Source organism: Timaviella obliquedivisa GSE-PSE-MK23-08B (genome assembly GCA_019358855.1).
GTDB classification, from domain to species: domain Bacteria; phylum Cyanobacteriota; class Cyanobacteriia; order Elainellales; family Elainellaceae; genus Timaviella; species Timaviella obliquedivisa.
On record JAHHII010000006.1, the window covers coordinates 26,671 to 48,414 of the forward strand.

Annotated in this window: 16 protein-coding genes and 1 tRNA gene; 9 read left to right on the plus strand and 8 right to left on the minus strand. The window is 49.3% G+C overall.

Translation table 11 applies throughout. From position 1 onward, the window contains the following. Positions 1–267: 267 nt before the first annotated feature. Together KME11_12600 and acnB are read right to left on the minus strand one after the other, a co-directional pair. Positions 268–2,757: a TIR domain-containing protein gene (locus KME11_12600; protein ID MBW4516050.1), complete on the minus strand. Its 2,490-nt coding sequence runs from the start codon at positions 2,755–2,757 to the stop codon at positions 268–270. 182 nt (positions 2,758–2,939) lie between these two features. Beyond that, the gene (gene acnB, locus KME11_12605; protein MBW4516051.1) at positions 2,940–5,540 is read right to left on the minus strand and encodes a bifunctional aconitate hydratase 2/2-methylisocitrate dehydratase; all 2,601 of its coding nucleotides are present in this window, start codon (positions 5,538–5,540) and stop codon (positions 2,940–2,942) included. Positions 5,541–5,893: 353 nt separating this feature from the next. On the opposite strand from acnB, the gene dxs reads away from it, so the two are divergent. Together dxs and KME11_12615 are read left to right on the plus strand one after the other, a co-directional pair. Further along, on the plus strand, positions 5,894–7,798 hold the full coding sequence (gene dxs, locus KME11_12610) for a 1-deoxy-D-xylulose-5-phosphate synthase (GenBank protein MBW4516052.1): 1,905 nt from the start codon (positions 5,894–5,896) through the stop codon (positions 7,796–7,798). A gap of 118 nt (positions 7,799–7,916) precedes the next feature. Beyond that, the gene (locus KME11_12615; protein ID MBW4516053.1) at positions 7,917–8,630 is read left to right on the plus strand and encodes a Uma2 family endonuclease; all 714 of its coding nucleotides are present in this window, start codon (positions 7,917–7,919) and stop codon (positions 8,628–8,630) included. Between the two features lie 24 nt (positions 8,631–8,654). Here KME11_12615 and KME11_12620 read toward each other — a convergent pair whose 3' ends face one another. The 4 genes from KME11_12620 to KME11_12635 form a co-directional block, all read right to left on the minus strand. After that, the gene (locus tag KME11_12620) at positions 8,655–9,389 is read right to left on the minus strand and encodes an ABC transporter permease (protein MBW4516054.1); all 735 of its coding nucleotides are present in this window, start codon (positions 9,387–9,389) and stop codon (positions 8,655–8,657) included. Positions 9,390–9,454: 65 nt separating this feature from the next. Beyond that, on the minus strand, positions 9,455–10,363 hold the full coding sequence (locus KME11_12625) for an ABC transporter permease (GenBank protein ID MBW4516055.1): 909 nt from the start codon (positions 10,361–10,363) through the stop codon (positions 9,455–9,457). 18 nt (positions 10,364–10,381) lie between these two features. Beyond that, entirely contained in the window at positions 10,382–11,545 is a 1,164-nt protein-coding gene (locus tag KME11_12630) for a spermidine/putrescine ABC transporter substrate-binding protein (GenBank protein MBW4516056.1), read from the minus strand. A 111-nt stretch (positions 11,546–11,656) separates the two neighbouring features. Then, positions 11,657–12,796: an ABC transporter ATP-binding protein gene (locus tag KME11_12635; GenBank protein ID MBW4516057.1), complete on the minus strand. Its 1,140-nt coding sequence runs from the start codon at positions 12,794–12,796 to the stop codon at positions 11,657–11,659. Between the two features lie 366 nt (positions 12,797–13,162). Between KME11_12635 and mrdA the strand changes: the two genes are divergently transcribed. From mrdA to KME11_12665, 6 genes are all read left to right on the plus strand, one after another. Beyond that, entirely contained in the window at positions 13,163–14,989 is a 1,827-nt protein-coding gene (gene mrdA / locus KME11_12640) for a penicillin-binding protein 2 (GenBank protein ID MBW4516058.1), read from the plus strand. A 223-nt stretch (positions 14,990–15,212) separates the two neighbouring features. Continuing rightward, positions 15,213–15,665 (plus strand): ferredoxin, encoded by a 453-nt coding sequence (locus KME11_12645; GenBank protein MBW4516059.1) that lies wholly within the window; start codon positions 15,213–15,215, stop codon positions 15,663–15,665. Between the two features lie 305 nt (positions 15,666–15,970). Next, complete coding sequence (locus KME11_12650) at positions 15,971–16,621, plus strand: response regulator transcription factor (protein MBW4516060.1); 651 nt, start codon at positions 15,971–15,973, stop codon at positions 16,619–16,621. 122 nt (positions 16,622–16,743) lie between these two features. Beyond that, entirely contained in the window at positions 16,744–17,343 is a 600-nt protein-coding gene (locus KME11_12655) for a DUF4129 domain-containing protein (protein MBW4516061.1), read from the plus strand. Beyond that, positions 17,340–18,521, plus strand: coding sequence for a DUF4350 domain-containing protein (locus KME11_12660; GenBank protein MBW4516062.1), 1,182 nt, complete (start codon positions 17,340–17,342; stop codon positions 18,519–18,521). The genes KME11_12655 and KME11_12660 overlap by 4 nt, the downstream gene beginning before the upstream one ends. An 80-nt stretch (positions 18,522–18,601) precedes the next feature. Next, positions 18,602–19,465 carry a MoxR family ATPase gene (locus KME11_12665; protein MBW4516063.1) on the plus strand — a complete coding sequence of 288 codons (864 nt, stop codon included), beginning with the start codon at positions 18,602–18,604 and terminating at the stop codon, positions 19,463–19,465. A 17-nt stretch (positions 19,466–19,482) separates the two neighbouring features. Here the strand turns inward: KME11_12665 and KME11_12670 are convergent, their stop codons facing one another. Both KME11_12670 and KME11_12675 read right to left on the minus strand, forming a co-directional pair. After that, positions 19,483–20,097, minus strand: a complete 615-nt coding sequence (locus KME11_12670; GenBank protein MBW4516064.1) for a chorismate lyase — start codon at positions 20,095–20,097, stop codon at positions 19,483–19,485. Positions 20,098–20,220: 123 nt separating this feature from the next. Then, positions 20,221–20,302, minus strand: a tRNA-Leu gene (locus KME11_12675). Between the two features lie 267 nt (positions 20,303–20,569). On the opposite strand from KME11_12675, the gene fbp reads away from it, so the two are divergent. Then, positions 20,570–21,613 carry a class 1 fructose-bisphosphatase gene (fbp, locus tag KME11_12680; GenBank protein ID MBW4516065.1) on the plus strand — a complete coding sequence of 348 codons (1,044 nt, stop codon included), beginning with the start codon at positions 20,570–20,572 and terminating at the stop codon, positions 21,611–21,613. The last annotated feature ends 131 nt before the right edge of the window (positions 21,614–21,744 follow it).

Consider the following 21,744-nt stretch of genomic DNA (forward strand, 5'->3'; position numbering starts at 1 on the left):
GAGGATGTTTGAAAAGTCAAAATTGTGACCCGAACCGCCCCCTAAATCCCCCATTTTGGGGGACTTTTAAGCCACTTCTTGTTCAAAGTCCCCCAAAATGGGGGATTTAGGGGGCGAGTGTAAGAGGCTTTAATACTTTTCAAACATCCTCTGAGCTTACTGATAATAGCGGTTTGGAATCAACTTACGGCACTGATTCGATAACCTGAATTCTTGTCTTTAAAGTTCCGCGTTCCGCGTTCATCATTTCAAAACCCCATCCACTCCCTACTTCCTACTCCTTTCCGCAAAATGTTCTAGCAATTCCCGGTGCAAGAACCGATATCGCCCGCCCACCCGTTGCAGCAAACGGCGCTCGACGCAGTAGTTAAGGAAGCGCGCATAATGCCACGGGGCAGATTGGTTACTGGTAAGGATGAGGCGGAGGCAGAAGTGTTGGATAAAGGCAACGCCACCTAGGGTAAAACCTAGCACTATAGAAACCGCTAACCATTGGGGGATAAGGATAATGGACAAGTTTTGTAGAAGTGCTCCAGCAATCATGTGCCAATCTTTTCTTTTGCCAATTCCGTCAGCGATCGCTACAGGAAAAGACACAAGAATTACACCGCTTATATAGGAGAGCAGGATTATCCAAAGTGTGCTTTGGAGCGAGTTCCAAATGCCTTGGTTTGGGCGCAATCGTACCTCTAAGTCTTGCTTCATCCCGACAGTCATTCCAAAAATCAGTCCTATACTTACCCCAATCATCAACCCACTAACTAACCCAAAAAACACCTCCACAAACAGCAATGTAATGAGATGTGCAAAAGTTCGTTCTCCAGACAGTCCTATTATTAGGCTCAGAAACTGTCCAGCAAGCACCCCAAGAAGCAGCCCAAAAGGCAACCATTCTTTTAGACAGCGCACAATTTCTCGGCGTGCTTCGCGCGACATCCAAGTTCTAAAAACCCCTACGGTCTCAATCTCAGAAAACGCATTAATTAACCCAAAAGGTAGCCCAATCATCAGCCCGCCAGCTATCAGCCCACCAGTTAGCCTGTAGAGCAACCCAGCAGTTGGTGTAATAGCCAGCATAAAAGTCGGCACGCCAGTTATCCCAAAAATCAGCATAGAAGTTAAGCGATACTGCAACTTCTGATTCCTTGTATCCAACCACTCCGGCTGTATCCGCTCAAGCAACAATTCCGTCTGAAAACTCTTCTTTAACTTTCCCGCTAACCACTGCAAATAATGCTGTGTCTGCGCATACTTCGGCTCCGACTCTAGGGCTTTATACGCCCACTCCTTTCCCTTCGCCCCCCGCAGATTCCACTCTGCCTTTCGCATATCCCAACTCAACCGTCGCTCAATATATGCTTCCAATAACTCCGCCTTAGTACCAAACGATCGCCCCTCATAAGCCACCGCCGCAATGCTCAACAGCAATGGCACCCGCAAAATCCCCGGCTTCCCTGCCTCATCGTTTTCCAACATTGCCCCCATCTTCGGCTGCGTCTCTAACGCCTCCCAAAACTCCCTCTGCCCCACATTCAACAAATACCGCCGAATCTGCTCATCTCCCAACGGCTCCAAACTCACTGCTCCAGCAAGCTGCCCCAACGTTGCTCCTCCCTCGCGGTATTCCTCACCACGGCAACACACCACTAGATGCGGATAGGTAAACTGCGCCACCAATCGATTGATCGCAACAATACACTTCTGCTGACGCTCCAAGCCCAACTCATCCAGCCCATCCAGCAGCGGCAGCAACAGCTTATCTTTCAGCCACTGTTCGCTTTCTTTGGGCTGAATGTTAAACATCTCCTTAAGCTGCACCTTCAGCCAATCCCTAATTGGCTGTTTGTCATCCTTCCATGCCGAAAGCTCAAAAATAATCGGCAGCACTGTCCCTGGTGTAGCGATCGCCCCTGCCAAAAGCTCCTGCGCCAATCCCAACAGCGTCGTCGTCTTGCCCGCCCCCGGATCACCCAAAATTAAGAGTTTGCGCTGAGCTTGGCAAAACACCTTCAGCATGGGTTGAGCAGCCAAGTCGGTAATGCCATCCGGTGTTTCTAGTTTGCGGCGCGGTTTTAGGGGAGAGCGATCGACCTGTTGCGGTTGCTCCAACATTGCCAGCGGAATCAATACATCATCATTCAGAACATCGTCTAAACGCTGTTGCACTTCCGATCGCACCGCTTGCAGCAAATCCCGCTGGCGATCGCTCCATTTTTCAATTCTTTTAGGAAACGCCTCCCGAAACATCACCGCTAAATCAACGTCCTGCGTCTCTGGCTGCTCACCCGGAAACGGTACGCGCTGGACTGGCGGATCACTTCCAGGAAAATTTGGCTTTTGTTTGGGCTTTGCGCGTTCTTTCAGGGCTTCCAAAACCCTCAACTGTGCTGTTGCTTCATCTAACCCAAAAATGTCTACACGAGTGATTAAACTCAGCATCCCTCCTGGTTCACAAGGGCTAACCCGAACCGTTAATAAACTACGGTTTTCGCCTGTCGGATCTTTAGCAAACGCCGTTGTCCATTCCGATTGTGTATACGCCGCTTGCAAGTAGTGATCCGATAAAACAGCGATTGTTTTATGGCTCTGCTTTGCAGCTTTGTCCATTTCCAATACAAAGTTGCCCCCCGGTCGGAAATCCCAGGCATCAATAATAACTGAGTAGCCTGCTTCTTCTAGCGTCCAAGCCAACCATTCCGCCCAAGGGCGATCGCCCTGGTTGTAGCTAATGAAAAAATCTTTAGTCGATGGTAGCATTCAGCTTTCGGGGGTAAGGAAACACAGTCCTTAAGATCACCCTAATTTTAGGGATAGAGCAGGATTTTGCCAAGAATTCTACATCAGCCCCATTCCCAATCCTCACCCTTCAGCTTTAACGAGGTAAATGGTTATGGGCGATCGCCAAATCCAACACCACCTTTTCATACACCTGGTTCAACTTATGCCGTCCCTACAGGCATCCCCAATAAATCCTCAATCCTCGGCATCTCTTCTAGCGAAATCACCCGCCCCTCATCTTCAAATCCCGAAATTTCATTAAAGTTCAGGTAGCGATATAAATCTGCCGCAAACGGATCAATCTTCTCCGCCATCACCTCCAAATACTCCGCCACTGTGGGAATTCGTCCCAGCAGTGCACAAACTGCCGCCAGTTCAGCAGAACCCAGATAAACCTGAGCATCTTTGCCCATACGGTTGTTAAAATTGCGCGTTGACGTTGAAAAGACCGTCACGCCATCGGCGACCCGCGCCTGATTGCCCATACACAGCGAACATCCTGGCATTTCCGTTCGGGCACCCGTCGCCACAAAAATGTCATACATCCCCTCTTCGCGGAGTTGCTTTTCGTCCATTCGGGTTGGAGGCGCAATCCACAGTTTTGCCTTCGCCACGCCTGCCCCATCTAGCACCTTTGCCGCCGCCCGATAATGCCCAATGTTGGTCATGCAAGAGCCAATAAACACCTCATGAATCGGGTCGCCCGCACATTCCGACATCAGCTTAATGTTGTCAGGATCATTCGGAGCGGCAACGATCGGTTCCTTAATATCGTCCAAATTGACCTCAAGGATTGCCACATATTCCGCATCAGCATCAGCTTCTAGCAAAATTGGGTTTGCCAACCACTGCTCCATCTTGACTACGCGCCGCAGAATGGTACGGGCATCGCCATAGCCGCGCGCCGCCATATTTTTCAGCAACGCCACGTTAGAACGCAGATATTCCGCCACGGTTTCAGGACTAAGTTTGATGGTGCTGCCTGCACAAGAGCGCTCGGCAGTGGCATCGGTTAGTTCAAAGGCTTGCTCTAACTTCAGGTCGGGCAACCCTTCCATTTCCATAATTCGCCCAGAAAAGATGTTTTGCTTGTTCTGCTTTTCTACGGTTAGCAACCCTTTTTGAATAGCAACATAGGGAATGGCGTTGACCACATCTCGCAGGGTTACGCCGGGTTGCAACGATCCTGTAAATTTCACCTTTACCGATTCGGGCATATCCAAGGGCATTACGCCCAACGCCGCTGCAAACGCCACCAATCCAGAACCTGCCGGGAAGGAAATACCTAACGGAAACCGCGTATGGGAATCACCGCCTGTGCCGACGGTATCGGGGAGCAGCATTCGGTTGAGCCAAGAGTGAATAATGCCGTCACCAGGACGCAAGGAAACGCCGCCACGAGAATTGATAAAGTCGGGTAAATCCTGATGAGTCACCAGGTCTACAGGCTTGGGATATGCGGCTGTGTGGCAGAAGCTTTGCATGACTAAATCGGCGCTAAAGCCTAGACACGCTAGCTCTTTTAGCTCGTCACGGGTCATCGGGCCTGTCGTATCTTGGGAACCGACAGTCGTCATCAGCGGTTCGCAGGAAGTGCCGGGGCGTACACCGGGTAAACCGCAAGCTTTGCCTACCATTTTTTGCGCCAGGGTGAAGCCTTTGCCCGTATCGTTAGGCATGGAGGGACGACGGAATTCGGGACTGGGTTCTAAGCCGATTGCCGCGCGAATTTTGTCGGTGAGCGTCCGCCCAATCAGCAAGGGAATCCGTCCGCCTGCTTGGACTTCATCTAAAATCGTGTCGGGCTTGAGGGTAAATGTAGAAATGACCGTTCCCGCTTCGTTAGTGATTTCGCCCTTGTAAGGATAAATCGTAATCACCATACCTGTTTCCATGGTGCTGACATCGCACTCAATGGGCAAGGAGCCAGAATCTTCAGCGGTGTTGAAAAAGATCGGCGCAATATTGCCGCCGAGGATGAAGCCGCCCGATCGCTTATTCGGAACATGGGGAATATCATTGCCAATGTGCCACAGCACCGAGTTAATGGCTGATTTACGCGAAGATCCCGTTCCCACTACATCGCCCACGTAGGCTACGGGATGCCCTTTCTGTTTCAGATGGGCGATCGCCTCTAAAGATCCAGGCTGTTTCGTTTCCAACATCGCTAGAGCGTGGAGCGGAATATCAGGGCGCGTGGTTGCATGAGTTGCGGGCGAGAGATCATCAGTGTTAGTTTCTCCCGGCACTTTAAAGACAGTGACGTTAATGGCTTCTGCCAACTTAGGGCGAGTCGTAAACCATTCTGCCGCTGCCCAAGAATCGATGACCTGCTGAGCGTAGGAGTTCGTTTCTGCCAGTTCTTGCACATCATGAAAGGCATCGTAAACTAACAAAGTTTTGCTGAGGGCGGCAACGGCAGTCGGCGCGACTTCGTCAACCTGGAGCAAATCAATCAGAGCATGGACGTTATAGCCGCCCATCATAGTACCGAGAAGTTCGGTTGCGGCGGTGGGGGTGATCAGCGGGCTAGTGATTTCGCTTTTGGCGATCGCTGTCAGAAAACCAGCCTTCACATAAGCCGCTTGATCAACGCCTGGAGGAATGCGATCGGTCAACATTTCCATTAATGCCGCCTCTTCACCTGCCGGAGGATTTTTCAACAGATCACAGAGATCCGCAGCCTGTTCTGCACTAAGGGGCAACGGAGGAATTCCAAGGGCAGAGCGTTCTGCAACGTGTTGACGGTATTGTTCCAGCATAGTCTTCAGTTAATAGTCTTTGGTTAATGGATGCGGCTGTAGAGATGGAGATTGGGCGACCCTTGCGGTATCTGCGAAGCAGCACGCGCGCCACAGATCATATTTAACCGTATCGGGATACTTTTACAGTACCTCGTGAACACTTCTCTCGACAGGGCAACTGGTGGGGCGATCGGCATTTCCAGGAGTATGACAAAGGGGTATCAATCCCTAGACCCGCTCCGCTTCGATACATTTTTTCAAAAAGAATTGCAAATAATCACCGAAAACCTTAATAAAATCCGTCCCCTAGAAAGAATTACAGTGAAACAATAGAAGGTAGAACACTTTACATTTCGCAAGGTATCTTTCATATGCACCTGAGTGAAATCACCCATCCCAACCAATTGCATGGGCTATCGATGCAGCAGCTCAAGCAAATTGCGTTACAGATTCGTGAAAAACATTTAGAAACCGTAGCCGCTAGCGGCGGTCACCTGGGCCCTGGGCTGGGTGTTGTCGAACTAACCATAGCTCTCTATCAGACGCTCGACCTCGATCGCGATAAGGTGATCTGGGACGTAGGACATCAGGCGTATCCTCACAAACTCATCACTGGACGCTACGATCGCTTCTCCACACTTCGCCAAAAGGCAGGAGTAGCGGGTTATCTGAAACGCAGCGAGAGTCGGTTTGACCATTTTGGCGCGGGTCACGCCTCCACCAGCATTTCAGCCGCGCTGGGCATGGCATTGGCACGAGATGCTAAAGGCGAAAAGAACAAAGTTGTGGCGGTCATTGGCGATGGAGCATTAACTGGGGGCATGGCATTAGAAGCCATCAACCACGCGGGGCATTTACCCAAAACCAATCTGCTAGTAGTGCTCAACGATAACAATATGTCGATTTCGCCTAATGTCGGAGCAATTCCCCGCTATCTCAATAAAATGCGGCTCAGTCCGCCTGTGCAGTTCTTCAAAGATAATCTAGAGGAACAAATCAAGCATCTGCCCTTTGTAGGCGAGTCTTTAACGCCCGAACTTGCCCGTGTTAAAGAAGGCATGAAGCGGCTGGCAGTTCCTAAAGTGGGGGCAGTGTTTGAAGAATTGGGCTTCACCTACATGGGGCCTGTCGATGGGCATAACTTAGAGGAACTGATTACGACTTTCCAGCAGGCACACAAGCATCCGGGCCCTGTGCTGGTTCATGTGGCGACTGTGAAAGGAAAGGGATATGCGATCGCCGAAGCTGATCAAGTTAGCTACCACGCGCAAAATCCTTTTAACATTGCAACGGGCAAAGCTATTCCGGCTAGCAAGCCCAAACCTCCCAGCTATTCCAAAGTGTTCGCCCACACCTTAACCAAGCTGGCAGAAAACGATCCGCGCATCATCGCTATTACTGCTGCAATGGGTACGGGCACAGGCTTAGACAAGTTTCAAGCCAAGCTGCCCAATCAGTACATTGATGTGGGTATCGCTGAGCAGCACGCCATCACCATGGCAGCCGGGCTTGCCTGCGAGGGAATGCGCCCTGTTGCCACGATCTACTCTACTTTCTTGCAGCGAGCATACGACCAAATTGTTCACGATGTTTGCATTCAAAAGCTGCCTGTGTTCTTCTGCCTCGATCGCGCTGGCATTGTCGGGGCAGATGGTCCGACTCACCAGGGCGCATACGATATCGCCTATCTGCGATCGATTCCCAGCATTGTGCTGATGGCTCCTAAAGATGAGGCAGAGCTACAGAGAATGATCGTGACTGGAGTGAATTATACCGAGGGAGCGATCGCCATGCGCTATCCACGGGGCAACGGCTACGGCGTACCCCTCATGGAAGAAGGCTGGGAGCCGCTGCCCATTGGTGAAGCCGAAATCTTGCGACAAGGCGATGATGTCCTGATGTTGGGCTATGGCTCAATGGTCTATTCCACCATGCAAGCGGCAGAAATTCTGAGTGAGCATGGCATTGAAGCGACAGTGATCAATGCGCGGTTCGCCAAACCGTTGGATACTCAGCTATTTGCGCCGCTGGCTCAACAAATTGGGCGAGTCGTGACCCTAGAGGAAGGCTGTCTCATGGGTGGCTTTGGTTCAGCCGTTGCCGAAGCGCTACTAGACCTCAACGTCGTCGTGCCCATTACCCGCATTGGTATTCCCGATGTGTTGGTCGATCATGCTACGCCAGAAGAGTCGTTCATAGAGTTGGGTCTAACGCCTGCTCAAATTGCCGATCGAGTCTTGAAGTTGTTTAGCGCTCAGCCTGCATTGGTGCGCTAAGAAAAAGTTCGCCAAGAAAAAGTTGTTTGGGAGGGGTAGTTCTTGGGGCATCTCGAAGAGTGTGCCCCTCCCCAAAAAACCGCTAAGCTAGGGCTAAATCACCCCGGAGATATCAACCATGGTTTCTCAGATCCAAGACTCTACAGAGGTTATCTATTCTGATAGCGATGGGCAACCCATGGCGGACAATACCAAACAGTTCCGATGGATTGTGGTGATCAAAGAAAATTTAGAGTTGTTATTCGCCGATAACCCGGCAGTCTTTGTCGCGGGTGATCTGCTCTGGTATCCCATTGAGGGCAATAACAAAATTCGGACGGCACCCGATGCAATGGTTGTTTTTGGCAGACCCAAGGGTGACCGCGGCTCTTATCAGCAGTGGAAAGAGGATAATATCGCGCCTCAAGTTGTCTTTGAAATCCTTTCTCCTGGGAACACGCGCACCGAAATGGAGCGAAAGTTGCTGTTTTACGATCGCCATGGCGTACAAGAATATTATCTGTATGACCCTGATACCCACGAATTTCAGGGCTGGCTGCGAACAGAGGGATATTTAGATGCGATCGAGCCGATTGACCGTTGGACTAGTCCGCGCCTAAAGATTCGATTTGAGAGTTCCAGTGAGGAGCTAGAAATCTACCGTCCAGATGGGAAGCGATTTTTGGGCTATGTGGAAATTGCTCAACAATTAGAACAGGAGAAACAACGAGCCGATCGAGCAGAATCTGCCCTAGAAGACTCAGAAATAGCTCTGGAAGAGGAAAGGCGACGATCGTCCGCTCTGGCAGAGCGCCTGAGAGCCGTAGGAATTAACCCGGATGAGGCTATTTGACTAGAACAGGCGCGATCGACGGAGCTAACCTAGTTTTTTGCGATCGCCTTGGTTTCGCAAGTATTCAGCCGTAAATGCCAAAACACCCGAAAACAAGATTAATACAACGCTCAACGCATTAATATCTGGCTTAACCCCCGTCCGAACGCGGCTAAAGATTTCCATCGGTAGGGTGTTCGCTCCTGCGCCCGCCGTAAAACTAGAAATCAGCAGATCGTCCATACTCAGCACAAAGGCGAGCAGGCAGCCAGAGAGGATGGCAGGCATAAGTTCTGGTAGCAAAACCTTGATAAAAGCCTGAGTAGGAGTTGCTCCTAAATCGAGGGCAGCTTCTTCTAAAGAAGGATTTAAGCTAGATAGGCGCGTGGAAACCACTACGGCAATGTATGCCAAGCAAAACACGATATGGGCGGCAACAATTGTCCAAATACTGCGAGATAGCCCGACTGAAACCAGGAAAACTAGAGTGGCAACGGCGATCGCAATGTCAGGAATAATCAGTGGCAAATAAGACAGCCCCCGGTACAAGCTTTTGCCGGGAAACTTATATTTGAATAATCCTACCGCCATCATTGTGCCTAGCACAGCAGAAATGCTGACAGCAAAAACTCCTACAAATAAAGTGTCCCGCAATGAGGAAAGGAGGCGGCTATCTTGCAGCAAGCTGGCGTACCACCGCAGACTCAACCCTGTCCAACTGGCGCTAAAGCGAGACTCGTTAAAACTATAAATCGCCAAAATTAGTATGGGGACATACATGAAGGCAAACATCAGCAGCGTGAATAGAAACTGCCAGGAAATTTCCCGTTTGGGCGCTGTTGGGTTCACGTTAAGTTCGCTCCATCTCGATCGCCGTATTTAATTAAGAGAGCGATCGCCACACTTACGCCCAAGATTAAAATCATACTCAAGCTGGAGCCAAACCCCCAATTCAAAGTTGCCCCCAAAAACTGGTTGTAAATCAAGCGCGAAACCGTCATACTCGCCGCGCCGCCCAACAGTTCTGGCACCACAAAATCACCCAGGCTAGAAATGAATACCAGCAAGCAAGCCGCCGCAATTCCCGGCATCGTTTGAGGAACAGTGACCTTCCAAAAAGTCTGTTGGGGCGTGGCTCCTAAATCAGCAGAAGCTTCGAGCAATTGCTTATCTAATTTTTCTAAAGAGGCGTAGAGAATTAGCACCATGTAGGGCAAAAAACTGTACGTCATGCCAATGAAAACAGCGGGCGGACGATTGAGCAAATCTTGACCCGGTAGCCCGATCGCCCCCAATAGTGAATTTAACACTCCCGACGGTCTAAGAATGGCAATCCAGGCGTAGGCTCGAAGCAGCGAAGAAGTCCAAAGGGGCAAAACAAAAGCGACTAGCAACAGGTTACGCCAGCGTGCCGGAGCCATGACCGCAATCCAATACGCAACTGGAAAACCCAAAATTAGGCTAGAGAATGTGGCTCCAAAAGCAAACGAGAGCGATCGCCAAACTACTGGCAAATAAACTGCCTGAAAAATTTGCAGATAATTTCCTAGTCCATATCCGCCTGCCGCCTGCCCCAACCGAAACCCTGGAATTAGGCTGAGTTCTAAAATCAACAGCGTTGGCGCAACGAGCAACAGCAACAGCCACAAGCCAGGAGGAGCCAGTAATACCAGCGGCTCAATGAGCTTGGGAACACCATGCCGAAGTTTAGAAGGTTTAGCCAGGGGTGCAGAAGGTTGGGTAGAAGTTGCCATAGGAAAGTCATGAACAGATTAAGCGCTCGTTAGCTGAGTCCAATAGCGATCGAAGGTGTCAGAGGTTTTAGGGGCAACAGGAGCAATGCCTTCACACTGATCAATCGTGGCACTTGATGGAAAAAGATTCTGATTGCTCTTGATGGCTTTGGGCAGTTTGTCGAAAGCAATTTGGTTAGGCGTAGCAAACTTTAGACGTTCTACAACCTTGGCAGCAGTTTCAGCAGACAGCATATAGTTAATCCATTCATAGGCTCCCTCTACGTTTGGGGCAGTTTTGGGAATGGCGACGGTATCAGTCCATAGCGAAGAGCCAGTTTCGGGGATGACGTAGCGAAGGTTGGGCTGTTCGCGCATGAGCGTCAAGGCATCGGTAGAATACGCCATTGAAACCAGCACGTCACCGCTCGCGAGTTGCTCTTCCCAACCATTCGTAAGGAAAGCAGCGATCGCTGGCTTAAATTTCACCAATCTGTCGTATGCCTCCTTAATATGCTGAGGATTTTCGGTATTCAGCGAATGCCCCAAAGCTAGAAGCGTTGCCCCCATGACTTCGCGCACATCGTTAATTAACGTGACTCGGCGCGTCAAAGGATCTTGGCTATCCCACAAATCAGCCCAGCCCTTAATCGTACCTCCAAATTTCTCTGGGTCATAAGTTAACCCCGTCGTTCCCCATGCCACCGGAATACTGTGACTATTGCCCCGGTCATAGATCGGATTCTGCCACTTTTCCTGTAATCCCTCTAATCCTTTGAGCCGAGATTTATCTAAAGCAACCAGCATCTTTAGATCTGTCATCTGAGTCACCATGTAGTCAGTCGGATAAATAATGCTGTAGGCATTACCGCCCCCTGCCTGCATCTTGGCAAACATGGCTTCGTTAGAATCGTAAGTGTCGATCGTAACTTTTACTCCTGTCTTCGTCTCAAAATCTCTCAACAAACTATCATCGGTATAATTCACCCAGCCATAAATCTGTAGTGTTTTAGAGTTGCCTCCCGAAGCGCCACCACTCACCGTTGAGTCAGTTAGGTTGCGGGCACAATTAGACAGAACAACCCCCGAAACGGCTGCTGCCGAAGCTTGCAAAAACCGCCGTCGACTTGTAGAAGGTTGTCTTGCCGAAAAAGACTGAAGATCTAACGAGGGTCGGGAATTGTTAGGGTTCGTGGGAGGCATTGCACGCAGGGGTGTAAACAATAAGATGTAAGTGGCAATCAGGCAACTAAATCAAAGAGATCAATGATCCATAAGCCCAGTTTGCCCTAGTTTGGCGCTGCTGCCCGATCTCTAAACGCTAATTTCTTGTGTCGTGAGCGCCAAACAATCGGCGGCTGACCAGTAAACATGTACAGAGGTGTGCAAATCAATCCGGCTTTCGGGGCGATTTGGCTGCAACACCATTAAACTTTCGCCTGTCAATAGCTCTACGACGTAGTGGACATGGGTGCCTAGATACATAATATGTTTGAGCCGACCTTCGTAGCAATTCATTTGGTCACTCGGTTGGTTTGAGCCAACCTGAATTTTTTCAGGTCGAATGCTTACCACTACATCTCTAGAGTTAGAACCGTTCCAAGAGTCTTGGGGGCATACTGAAATTTTTAGCCCCTTGTTGGTCACAACCTGCAGCATGGCAGAGTAGGACTCATCAATTTTGCCTTGAAATAAATTGGTATCGCCAATGAAATCTGCAACAAAGGGAGTTAGGGGCGATTCATAAATTTCACTGGGCGTACCAATTTGTTCAACCCTACCGCCATTCATAACAGCGATGCGATCGGACAGACTTAATGCCTCTTCTTGATCGTGAGTCACCAGCACAAAGGTCACACCTAGCTTTTGGTGCAAGTTAGAAAGCTCAACCTGCATTTCCTTTCTAAGCTTCAGGTCGAGCGCCCCTAAAGGCTCATCGAGCAACACGACAGGAGGACGGTTGATCAATGCCCTGGCAAGCGCCACCCGCTGCTGTTGTCCGCCTGAAAGCTGGGCAGGAAAACGCCGACCGAAGGAATCCATCTTGACTAGGCTCAGTGCTTCACCCACCCGTTGTTGCACTTCTGCGTGGCTACATTTTTTGAGGCGCAGCCCAAAGGCAACGTTGTCCCAAACCGTGAGATGACCAAATAGGGCATAGCTTTGAAAGACGGTGTTGACGGGGCGCTGATGAGCAGGCACACCATTCATGGATTGTCCACAAATAAAGACTTCTCCACCAGTAGGTTCTTCAAAGCCTGCAATGAGGCGAAGAGTGGTCGTTTTGCCGCAGCCAGAAGGGCCCAGGATACTGAAGAATTCGCCTTTACGAATGTCGAGGTCGATGCCTCGAACAGCCGTCTCACCATTAAATACCTTAAAAACTTTACGAAGTTCTACATCGGGTTGAGTTTCAACTTCAAAGCTGCGGTTTTGCATCACGGTTTGAGACATTATTCACAAATTTCCTCATCTCTATAACTTTCAACCGTTCCCTTAATTTATCGGTAATTGTTGAAATGCGATCGTTGCATATAATTAGTGCAAATTGTGTTTGTTCTCAACATAGAGCCATCTTTTCTCGCTCTCATCTAATCTTCTAATGAAGAGATCTGAAAAGAGTTAATTGTCTCAGAATTTTTCTTCCTCCGGTTGAACTAGAAGAAGCCCCTAGAGTACAAAGCCTGGGAAGCAAAAAGTGTGGAGAAAGAGTTGCTTAAATTGTATCCAGCCCCTGGGACAATGTTTTAGGTAACCAACACGGTAAACTAATAGGAGAAACCTCCGCTACGCGCCCTATTGGTTCGCTCAATTGGTTTTATGGCTCTAACTCAAAATGCCCCGATCGCCCAGCAATCTAACTCACTTCGCACCGCTCGGACGGTTGGGCAGCAATACCAATCGCTATTGGTGATGATTCTGATTAGTGTGGCAATGGTGGGCGGTATTGGGAGCCGTTTGGCTTATTTACAAATTTTTCAGGGAGAGAGAAATCGACAGCTTGCCGATAATAATCGCATTCGGCTAATTCCTCGCCAGCCAGAGCGCGGCAAGATTTTAGACCGAAAGGGTAAAACGCTAGCGGGGAGCCGCTTGTCTTACTCGGTATTTCTGTGGCCTATCTCCAACTCGAAGGAAAATTGGCAAGAAATCTTGTCGAAGCTATCAGAAATTTTGAAGGTACCGATCGCCACCTTGCAAAAGCCTCTAGAGAAAGCAACCTATACCTCTCCAGAACTGGTACGGGTTGCCCGTGGCATCAGTCCAGCCCAAGTCACTGTTTTAGCTGAGCTAGGGCAAGAGCTTAAAGGCGTGCAAATTGAAGCTGAAGCAGTGCGCAACTATCCGGCTGGGGACTTAGCGGCACATGTTTTAGGCTACACCGGGGAACTGAGCGATCAAGACTTTGAGGCAAAAACAGGGCAGGGCTACCGCCTAGGCGATGTGATTGGTCAGATGGGAGTAGAGGCAGCGTTTGAATCGCAGTTGCGGGGAGAATGGGGCGGACAGCAAGTTGAGGTTGATGGTGGAGGCAGAGTTCTAGGCATTTTGGGCGAGAAAAAGGCGCGTGCTGGAAACGATGTGCAGTTGACCTTAGACTTGGACGTGCAGCGAGCCGCGGAAAGAGCGTTGGGCGATCGCACGGGTGCAATTGTTGCCCTCGACCCACGCAATGGCGCTATTCTGGCAATGGTCAGCCGTCCTGCCTTCGATCCCAACTTGTTTTCAACGAATATTAGTAACGCGCAGTGGCAGCAACTACAAAGCAAATCTTTTCCCTTTGTTAACCGGGCGCTGCAAGGCTATCCTCCGGCTAGTACCTTCAAAATTGTTACAACTACTGCCGCCATTGAATCCAAAAACTTTCCTTTGGATACCGTCCTACCTACTTTCCCCTATCTTGAAGTGGGTGGTATTCAGTTTTGGGATTGGAATCGGGCTGGGTTTGGTCCGCTCGATTTTCCAGGAGCAATGGCGCAGAGCAGCGATACTTTTTTCTATCAAACTGCTCGAAAAATGGGTGAGCTACCTTTAATTGAGTGGACAAAGAAATATGGCTTTGGGCAAAAAACAGGCATTGAGTTAGCACGAGAAGAATCTGCCGGACTAGTTCCAGACGAAGCCTGGAAGAAGGCAGAAGTAGGCGAGTCTTGGTATGCAGGTGACACAATTAATATGTCAATTGGGCAAGGCTTCATGCAGTCTTCGCCATTGCAGGTAGCGGTGATGTTTGCAGTGCCAGCCAATGGTGGGTACCGGGTTAAGCCCCATTTGCTCATGGATAACCAGGAAGCAAAGAAATGGCGATCGCCTCTCAACGTTAGCCCCGAAGTGATGCAAATCCTTCAAAAAGGATTGCGCCAAGTCATCACCGATGGCACCGGAAACGCCCTCAATCTTCCTAATTTACCGCCGATCTCTGGCAAGAGCGGCACTGCCGAAGACCCCCCCCGCGAATCTCATACCTGGTTTGGAGCCTACGCACCCTCTGACCAGCCAGAAATTGTGGTAGTGGCATTTGGCGAAAACTCTGGCGGCGGTGGCGGCTCTTTTGCGGCTCCTATGGTGCGGCAGGTCTTAGAAGCCTACTTCAATGGAACTCAGCCGACTGAGCCTGCCCAACCTGCTGCCATCAGTAGTGACTGAAACTAAGAGTACGCAACACTGTTAATTTGGCAAATAACTCTGCAAAGAAGGATATCTAGCAAAGAGAGCAAGGTGATGTATCCGAAAGCCCAGTCCTTGAAGGAGCAAATTAATAGAATCCGTACCGTTGCTTCATCATAATCACTAATTTTAGAATCAATTCTGTATAAACTAAGACACTAACTTTTTGGGATATTTATCTTTATTTAATTGTGATATTGCTGTGACTGATTCATTTCACGATTCATTAACAACTTGCTCACAGGCGTTGGGGCTACTTGAGATTCAGCGTCACGTTTTTATCTGCGCAGATCAAACCAATCCTAAGTGCTGTGATAAGGCTGATAGCATTGTGGCGTGGAATTACTTGAAGCAGCGGCTGAAGCAGCTTGGGCTTGACCAACCCACAGACGCGCGCTCCAAGACACCCGCAGGGGATCACTCCTCCTGTATTTTTCGGACTAAAGCAAACTGCCTACGCGTCTGCCAGCAGGGCCCAATTTTGGTTGTTTACCCAGATGGTGTGTGGTATCACAGTACTACGCCTGAAATCATTGAGCGAATTATTCAAGAGCATTTAATTGGCAATCAAATTGTCGAAGAGTATGCATTCTTAGTACATCCCTTGCCCGAGCCTAGTGGCTCCTTAGCAAGATTAGGTAACTCACTCACTTGAAATACAAGCAGCTTTTCAAGCAACAGCAACCTCCCAACCTGAAAATTTATTCAAGATACTGAGTGATTTGCGTTGAGGGTTTCTATTTATCATATATATTGAGTTGAAGTGCATTCTTTGATTTCAATACATGTGATTTCAAGGCACGATGATGTAAGTCATACATTTAGCCTTTTGTTGTTAGATAAATCATTTAGATTTAAGACGTTTTAGGCTAAGCCACGATAATTTCAGCGCGGTTTGAAAATACTAGGTATTATGTTGGCAAGTTTGCGATCGATTCTGAGTATGGCGAGTACCAAGGCATGAGCAAGGAAACTAGTGTGGGAGAGCACAAGCGTCTGCTATTAATTGACGACGACCCCAACTTAATCTTGTTGGTTAAGGATTACCTTGAGTTTCGGGGTTACGAAGTTGTCACAGCAGAGAATGGTCAGGAAGCCCTAGAGGTCTTGGATAAAGACACTCCAGACATGATCATTTGTGATGTGATGATGCCCCAAATGGATGGATACTCCCTCGTTGAGCATGTGAGGAAGAACCCCAGAACCAGTTGGATTCCGGTGCTTTTCCTTTCAGCAAAAGGACAGAGCCAAGACCGGGTGAAAGGGCTAAATACTGGGGCAGATGTTTATATGGTCAAGCCTTTTGAGCCAGAAGAACTTGTGGCTCAGGTAGAGTCCTCTTTAAAGCAAGCGTCTCGGCTCATTCAAAGACAGGACAAGGGTTCGGATTCTTCGCCTAAAATCCAGGTGCCGTTTGATGTAGAGCTAACTCCTACAGAGCTACGAGTAGTACAGTTCGTTGCCCGAGGCATGGCAAACCGTGAGATTGCCGAAGAGTTGAATGTGAGTCAACGCACGATCGAAAGCCACGTGAGTAACATGCTAGGTAAAACGGGTCTACACAACCGGACTGAGCTAGCCCGATGGGCGATCGAAAACAGCATGGCATAACATTTCTTTCAAAAGCTGTAGTTCCCCAATTCCATCAAGATTTGGGGAATTTTAGTATACAGGGCTTTTAAGCTATTTAATTCGCCATAATGAGCGCGAGGCAAATGATTTTGAGGTGAGTTGTGGCTTCAGGAACGTTTGAAAAAAGCAGTGCTGACTGGTGGATTCAGCAACAGCAACAGCAAGTAGGGGAATGGATAGAGTCCTTGTTCTCAGGAATTCGTTTAGGTAACTTAGGAAGCGAAGACTGGGCGCTACCAGAATGGTTTCTGCAAGGATTCTTTTGGACTGTGATTGTAGGAGTAGTGACGGGGTTAGGCTGGCAGTTGTATCAAGTCTTTAAGCCTTACATAATGGGTTATTTGAGGCAAGGAAAATCCCGATCGCCCTCCTTCTCTTCTCTAGTCAAACAATCAACCGCAGATTGGTTAGAGCGATCGCGCCATGCCCAAGAGCAGGGTAACTACCGCGAAGCCTGTCGATCGCTTTATATGGCATCGCTTCAGCACCTCAGCGATCGCAATCTGGTTCGCCAAGAAGGAAGCCGAACCGATGGTGAATACCTTAGCCTAATCTCGCAGATCGATCTGCCCCTAACTTGCACTCAACCTTATCAATTATTAATTCGCATTCATGAGCGACTGTGCTTCAGCGATGCTGCCATTTCAGCAGAAACGTTTGAGCGCTGCTGGCAAGCTTATCAGCAAATTCAAAGCCTATGAAGAAAGCTTTATGGGGGCGACAACTGTGGCTCTGGGCAATCCTGCTAATTCCATTGCTTGTAATACTTGTCTTTGCATCTTTGCGCGCTCCAGCGATGCAAGGCTCGACCTACAGCCGTGCGCCCAGTGGCTATGGAGCATGGTACGCCAGTCTTCAGCAGCAGGGAATTACGGTGAAGCGCTGGCAGCAACCGTTGGAAGAATTGATGAAATCGCCGTCTTTACCCAGGGGAGAAGAGGTAGTGCAGTATGGCAGTAAACATGATTCTTCAGGGAGAGTTTTATCTAGGCTAGGAGAAGCACCAGTTACGCTAGTGCGGATAGCCAACGGGCGAGAGAGGATTTCGCTGCCGATCGCCCATCAAAATTGGGTTAAGCAAGGAAATGTGGTGATATTGCTGGGAGTGCGATCGCCTGTAACCAATGCTCCCTTTAGCTCCAACCTTCCCAGTTCGGTCGGCGCAGTCAAAGTAGAGACGCGCCGCCGCCATACCCAAAAGACGGCTGAGCAAAATATTATACTCAAAGACGCGGCTGGAGCAGTGGTATGGGAGCAAGTGCTGGGACAGGGAAAGATTATTTCGGTCGCAACGCCTCATCTTGCCGCCAATGCCTATCAAAACGAGCCTGGGAACTTCAAGTTTTTAACGAAACTCGTCATTGCATCCGGCAATCCCATTTGGATTGATGAGTACTTCCATGGATTTCGAGATCAAAAGGCGATCGCTCAAGATAGATCAGGTAGCCTTGCTCGTTACTTAGCCCAAACCTCCTTGCCCGTCCTAGCTATGCAAGCGTTGATCATTCTCCTCGTTTTAATTTGGGAGAAAAATCAGCGGTTCGGTCTGCCCATCAAACTATTACCGCCCAAATTAGATAACAGCGAGGCATACATCCAGGCTTTGGCAGGCGTTTTGCAAAAAGCAAACTGTAGCGAATTCGTTTGGGAAACCGTTGGAAAAGCAGAGCGGGCTTACGTGCAGCGATCGCTTGGTTTAGGGATTGATCCGGTTGAACCCCAAGTCATGGTTGATGCCTGGGTTCAGCAAACCGGAAGACCCGCCGCCGAACTTGAAGACGTATTGAGCCAGCCTCATCAAAAGCGCCCAAATCGCCAAGAGTTGCTAACCTGGTTGGGAAAAGTGCAGACCCTTCATCGTCAACTTGGGAACCCGTGAACGACAACACCACCTTTACACAACTCGCCAAAGCCCTCAGCCAAATTGTGGTTGGGCAGCCGACCATTATTCAACAACTCATGGTTGCGTTCCTGGCAGGCGGACACGTCATTTTAGAGGGCGTTCCTGGCACCGGTAAAACCCTTACTGTTAAGGCTCTGGCTCAGTTGGTGCAAGCCGACTTTCGCCGTATTCAGCTTACTCCAGACGTGTTGCCCTCTGACATTTTGGGCACCAATATTTTTGACTTTAACACCCGCAACTTTACCCTTAAGCAAGGGCCCGTTTTCACAGAAATTCTACTAGCCGACGAAATTAATCGCACTCCACCCAAAACCCAAGCGGCGCTTTTAGAAGCTATGGAAGAACAGCAGGTCACTTTAGACGGCGAAAGTATGCGCTTGCCTGACTTGTTCTGGGTGATCGCTACTCAAAACTCCCTAGAGTTTGAAGGCACATACCCTCTACCCGAAGCACAACTTGATCGCTTCCTATTTAAATTAGTCGTAGAATATCCTGATGCCAAAGCCGAGCGGCAAATGTTGTTGAATTCCCAGACCAGCCTCCAAACGAAGCGACTGGACTTAGCAAACTTGAAGCCGATCGCCACCGTTCAACATGTGCTAGCAGCACGGCAAACTATTCGCTCAGTGCAGGTTTCAGACGCACTATTGGACTATTTACTCACATTAGTGCAGCGAACTCGGCAGCATCCTGACTTGGCGCTGGGCGCATCGCCGCGATCGGCAGTGGCTTGGTTGCAGGCAAGTAAGGCAAACGCTTGGCTATGCAACCGAGATTTTGTGACTCCAGATGATATTAAAGCGATCGCCCCACCCTTACTCCGCCATCGCTTAATCATGCGCCCAGAGGCACAGATGGACGGGTTAAAGGCAGATGAATTAATAGCTTCGTTACTGGGTCAAGTTCCCGTACCTCGGTAAATGATCGCCAGAATAGATCATCTTTTCTGGACTGTTTCGCCCAAATACTTCGATAGGCAAGGCGAAAATACTTCGTAAATCAACGTAATGGGTTGCTCGTTATGCCAAAACAAATAGTGTCGTCCCCAAAAAGGACCCGGTTCCCCAAAAGCAAGCTCTAATGCCGCAGAATGACCATAGTGAATGCCCTGGATATCGCGGTAAAGCTCAGTCCGCGATCGCGCCAAACTCGTCCAAATCGGCAGCGATCGATTCTCCAGATACTCATCCAAATGGCTTGCCTCCCACCATGAAGCCGCGTAGGTGAGCCGCTGCCCAGAAGCATTTCGCAGCCACACCTGGCGGCGCATCCAAGGATTAGGAACCACCTTCACGATCTCTGGTGCGCCCTCTGGGTCAGTGCCAATCACTGACATATCGATCACATCAACCTCAACGGGTTCGCCCGTTAAAAGCTGTAAGTTGCGAGTATGGGAACCATCGCCTAGCAGCAGCATTTGCCAGGTTGTTGCTAACTGCTGCTTGGGCAACCCACATTGCACCACCTCTTCTCCACCCTGCCAAATGGGTTGAAGCGCGTGCCAAGAAGCCGGAATAGAGAGACCTTTAGAGGTTTGAATAGTTGAAGTCAAGGTTAAAAAGAGAGTTACAAAACTTTATTTTCCTTCCTGCATCATAACGGATTGGAGTATTTCTGCTGGAGCAACCCGCGAAAAAGGGCTAGGGAAAACCTCCTAGCCCTTCAACGTTGGTAATGCGGATGGCGAGACTCGAACTCGCAAGGCTAAAGCCACACGCACCTCAAGCGTGCGCGTATACCAATTCCGCCACATCCGCAAGGTGTTAATGAACTACGTCTGAACCGTAGCTCGCTTTACAGTAGATAAGCATACTGCATAAGTTCCCTCTCTGCACAGCCAGTTTTCGCGCTCTATCTTCAGAAAAACAAAAGTTAAGCCCTGTTCTGAAAATGCATCCATAAGATAGAGGAGATAGAGGCATAAGCGTCTGACATACAAGCTGAATAAACTTGACAACCTGATAAGTAGTTATTCATCAAGACAGATCTTAGACTCTCTGAATCTACCTAACGGGAGGAAACCCATGACTGACATTGAGCAACCGTTAGACCTTACTCGTCAATATGCCCTCGATCGCGATTGCACCACCCTTTCGCGCCACGTTCTTCAGCAACTCCATAGTTTCTCAGCCGATGCGCAAGACCTGAGTGCGCTCATGAGCCGGATTGCCCTAGCCGGAAAGTTCATTGCTCGTCGCCTTAGCAGCGCTGGCTTAATTGAAGACGCGCTGGGCTTTACGGGGCAGGAGAACGTCCAGGGCGAAGCAGTCAAAAAGATGGATGTTTACACCAACCAGGTGTTTATCTCGGTGTTCGAGCAGAGTGGACTGGTCTGCCGCTTGGCTTCTGAGGAAATGGAGAAGCCTTACTACATTCCCGAAAACTGTCCTATAGGTCGCTATACGTTGCTTTATGATCCCTTAGACGGATCATCTAATGTGGATGTCAATCTGAACGTTGGCTCAATTTTTTCAATTCGGAAGCAAGAGGGCGAAGATTTGGGTGGGACTGCCCAAGATTTGCTTCAAGCAGGGCGCAAACAAGTTGGAGCAGGCTATATTCTCTACGGACCCAGCACGATACTGGTTTATTCAATTGGTACGGGCGTTCATGCTTTCATCCTAGACCCCAGTTTGGGCGAGTTTATTTTGGCGCAGGAAAACATTCAAATTCCTAACCACGGTCCTGTTTACAGTGTCAACGAAGGCAACTTCTGGCAATGGGACGAGCCGCTGCGAGACTATATCCGCTACGTTCATCGGCATGAGGGCTATACTGCCCGCTATGGGGGAGCGCTGGTGGGAGACTTCCACCGAATTTTATTCCAGGGCGGCGTTTTTCTCTATCCTGGAACTGTTAAACAGCCAGAAGGTAAGTTGCGATTATTATATGAGTCTGCACCCATGGCTTATTTGATTGAGCAAGCGGGTGGCAGAGCCACAACCGGAAGGCAAGAAATTATGGATGTGATTCCTGAAAAAATTCATGCCCGATCGCCCCTCATTATTGGCAGTCGAGAAGATGTGGCATTAGTTGAATCTTTTATTCATGAGCGCGACCGCGAATAACCTTAACCTTTAAGGAGTAAATTATCTCCTTATGAACATAGCCAGCTTATGCAGCTTATAAAAGACGAGCGATCGCATTGTCTTTTCCCTTAAAAAACTATCCCTATCCTTTCTACCGCCCCCTAAAGCCT

Excerpts from the sequence above, each read along its gene's own strand:
- dxs (MBW4516052.1), top strand. The coding sequence starts at position 5,894 with ATGCACCTGAGTGAAATCACCCATCCCAACCAATTGCATGGGCTATCG.
- mrdA (MBW4516058.1), top strand. The coding sequence starts at position 13,163 with ATGGCTCTAACTCAAAATGCCCCGATCGCCCAGCAATCTAACTCACTT.
- KME11_12630 (MBW4516056.1), bottom strand. The coding sequence starts at position 11,545 with ATGCCTCCCACGAACCCTAACAATTCCCGACCCTCGTTAGATCTTCAG.
- KME11_12635 (MBW4516057.1), bottom strand. The coding sequence starts at position 12,796 with ATGTCTCAAACCGTGATGCAAAACCGCAGCTTTGAAGTTGAAACTCAA.
- KME11_12660 (MBW4516062.1), top strand. The coding sequence starts at position 17,340 with ATGAAGAAAGCTTTATGGGGGCGACAACTGTGGCTCTGGGCAATCCTG.
- KME11_12600 (MBW4516050.1), bottom strand. The coding sequence starts at position 2,757 with ATGCTACCATCGACTAAAGATTTTTTCATTAGCTACAACCAGGGCGAT.
- KME11_12650 (MBW4516060.1), top strand. The coding sequence starts at position 15,971 with ATGAGCAAGGAAACTAGTGTGGGAGAGCACAAGCGTCTGCTATTAATT.
- KME11_12620 (MBW4516054.1), bottom strand. The coding sequence starts at position 9,389 with ATGTATGTCCCCATACTAATTTTGGCGATTTATAGTTTTAACGAGTCT.
- acnB (MBW4516051.1), bottom strand. The coding sequence starts at position 5,540 with ATGCTGGAACAATACCGTCAACACGTTGCAGAACGCTCTGCCCTTGGA.
- KME11_12665 (MBW4516063.1), top strand. The coding sequence starts at position 18,602 with ATGGTTGCGTTCCTGGCAGGCGGACACGTCATTTTAGAGGGCGTTCCT.
- KME11_12625 (MBW4516055.1), bottom strand. The coding sequence starts at position 10,363 with ATGGCAACTTCTACCCAACCTTCTGCACCCCTGGCTAAACCTTCTAAA.
- fbp (MBW4516065.1), top strand. The coding sequence starts at position 20,570 with ATGACTGACATTGAGCAACCGTTAGACCTTACTCGTCAATATGCCCTC.
- KME11_12615 (MBW4516053.1), top strand. The coding sequence starts at position 7,917 with ATGGTTTCTCAGATCCAAGACTCTACAGAGGTTATCTATTCTGATAGC.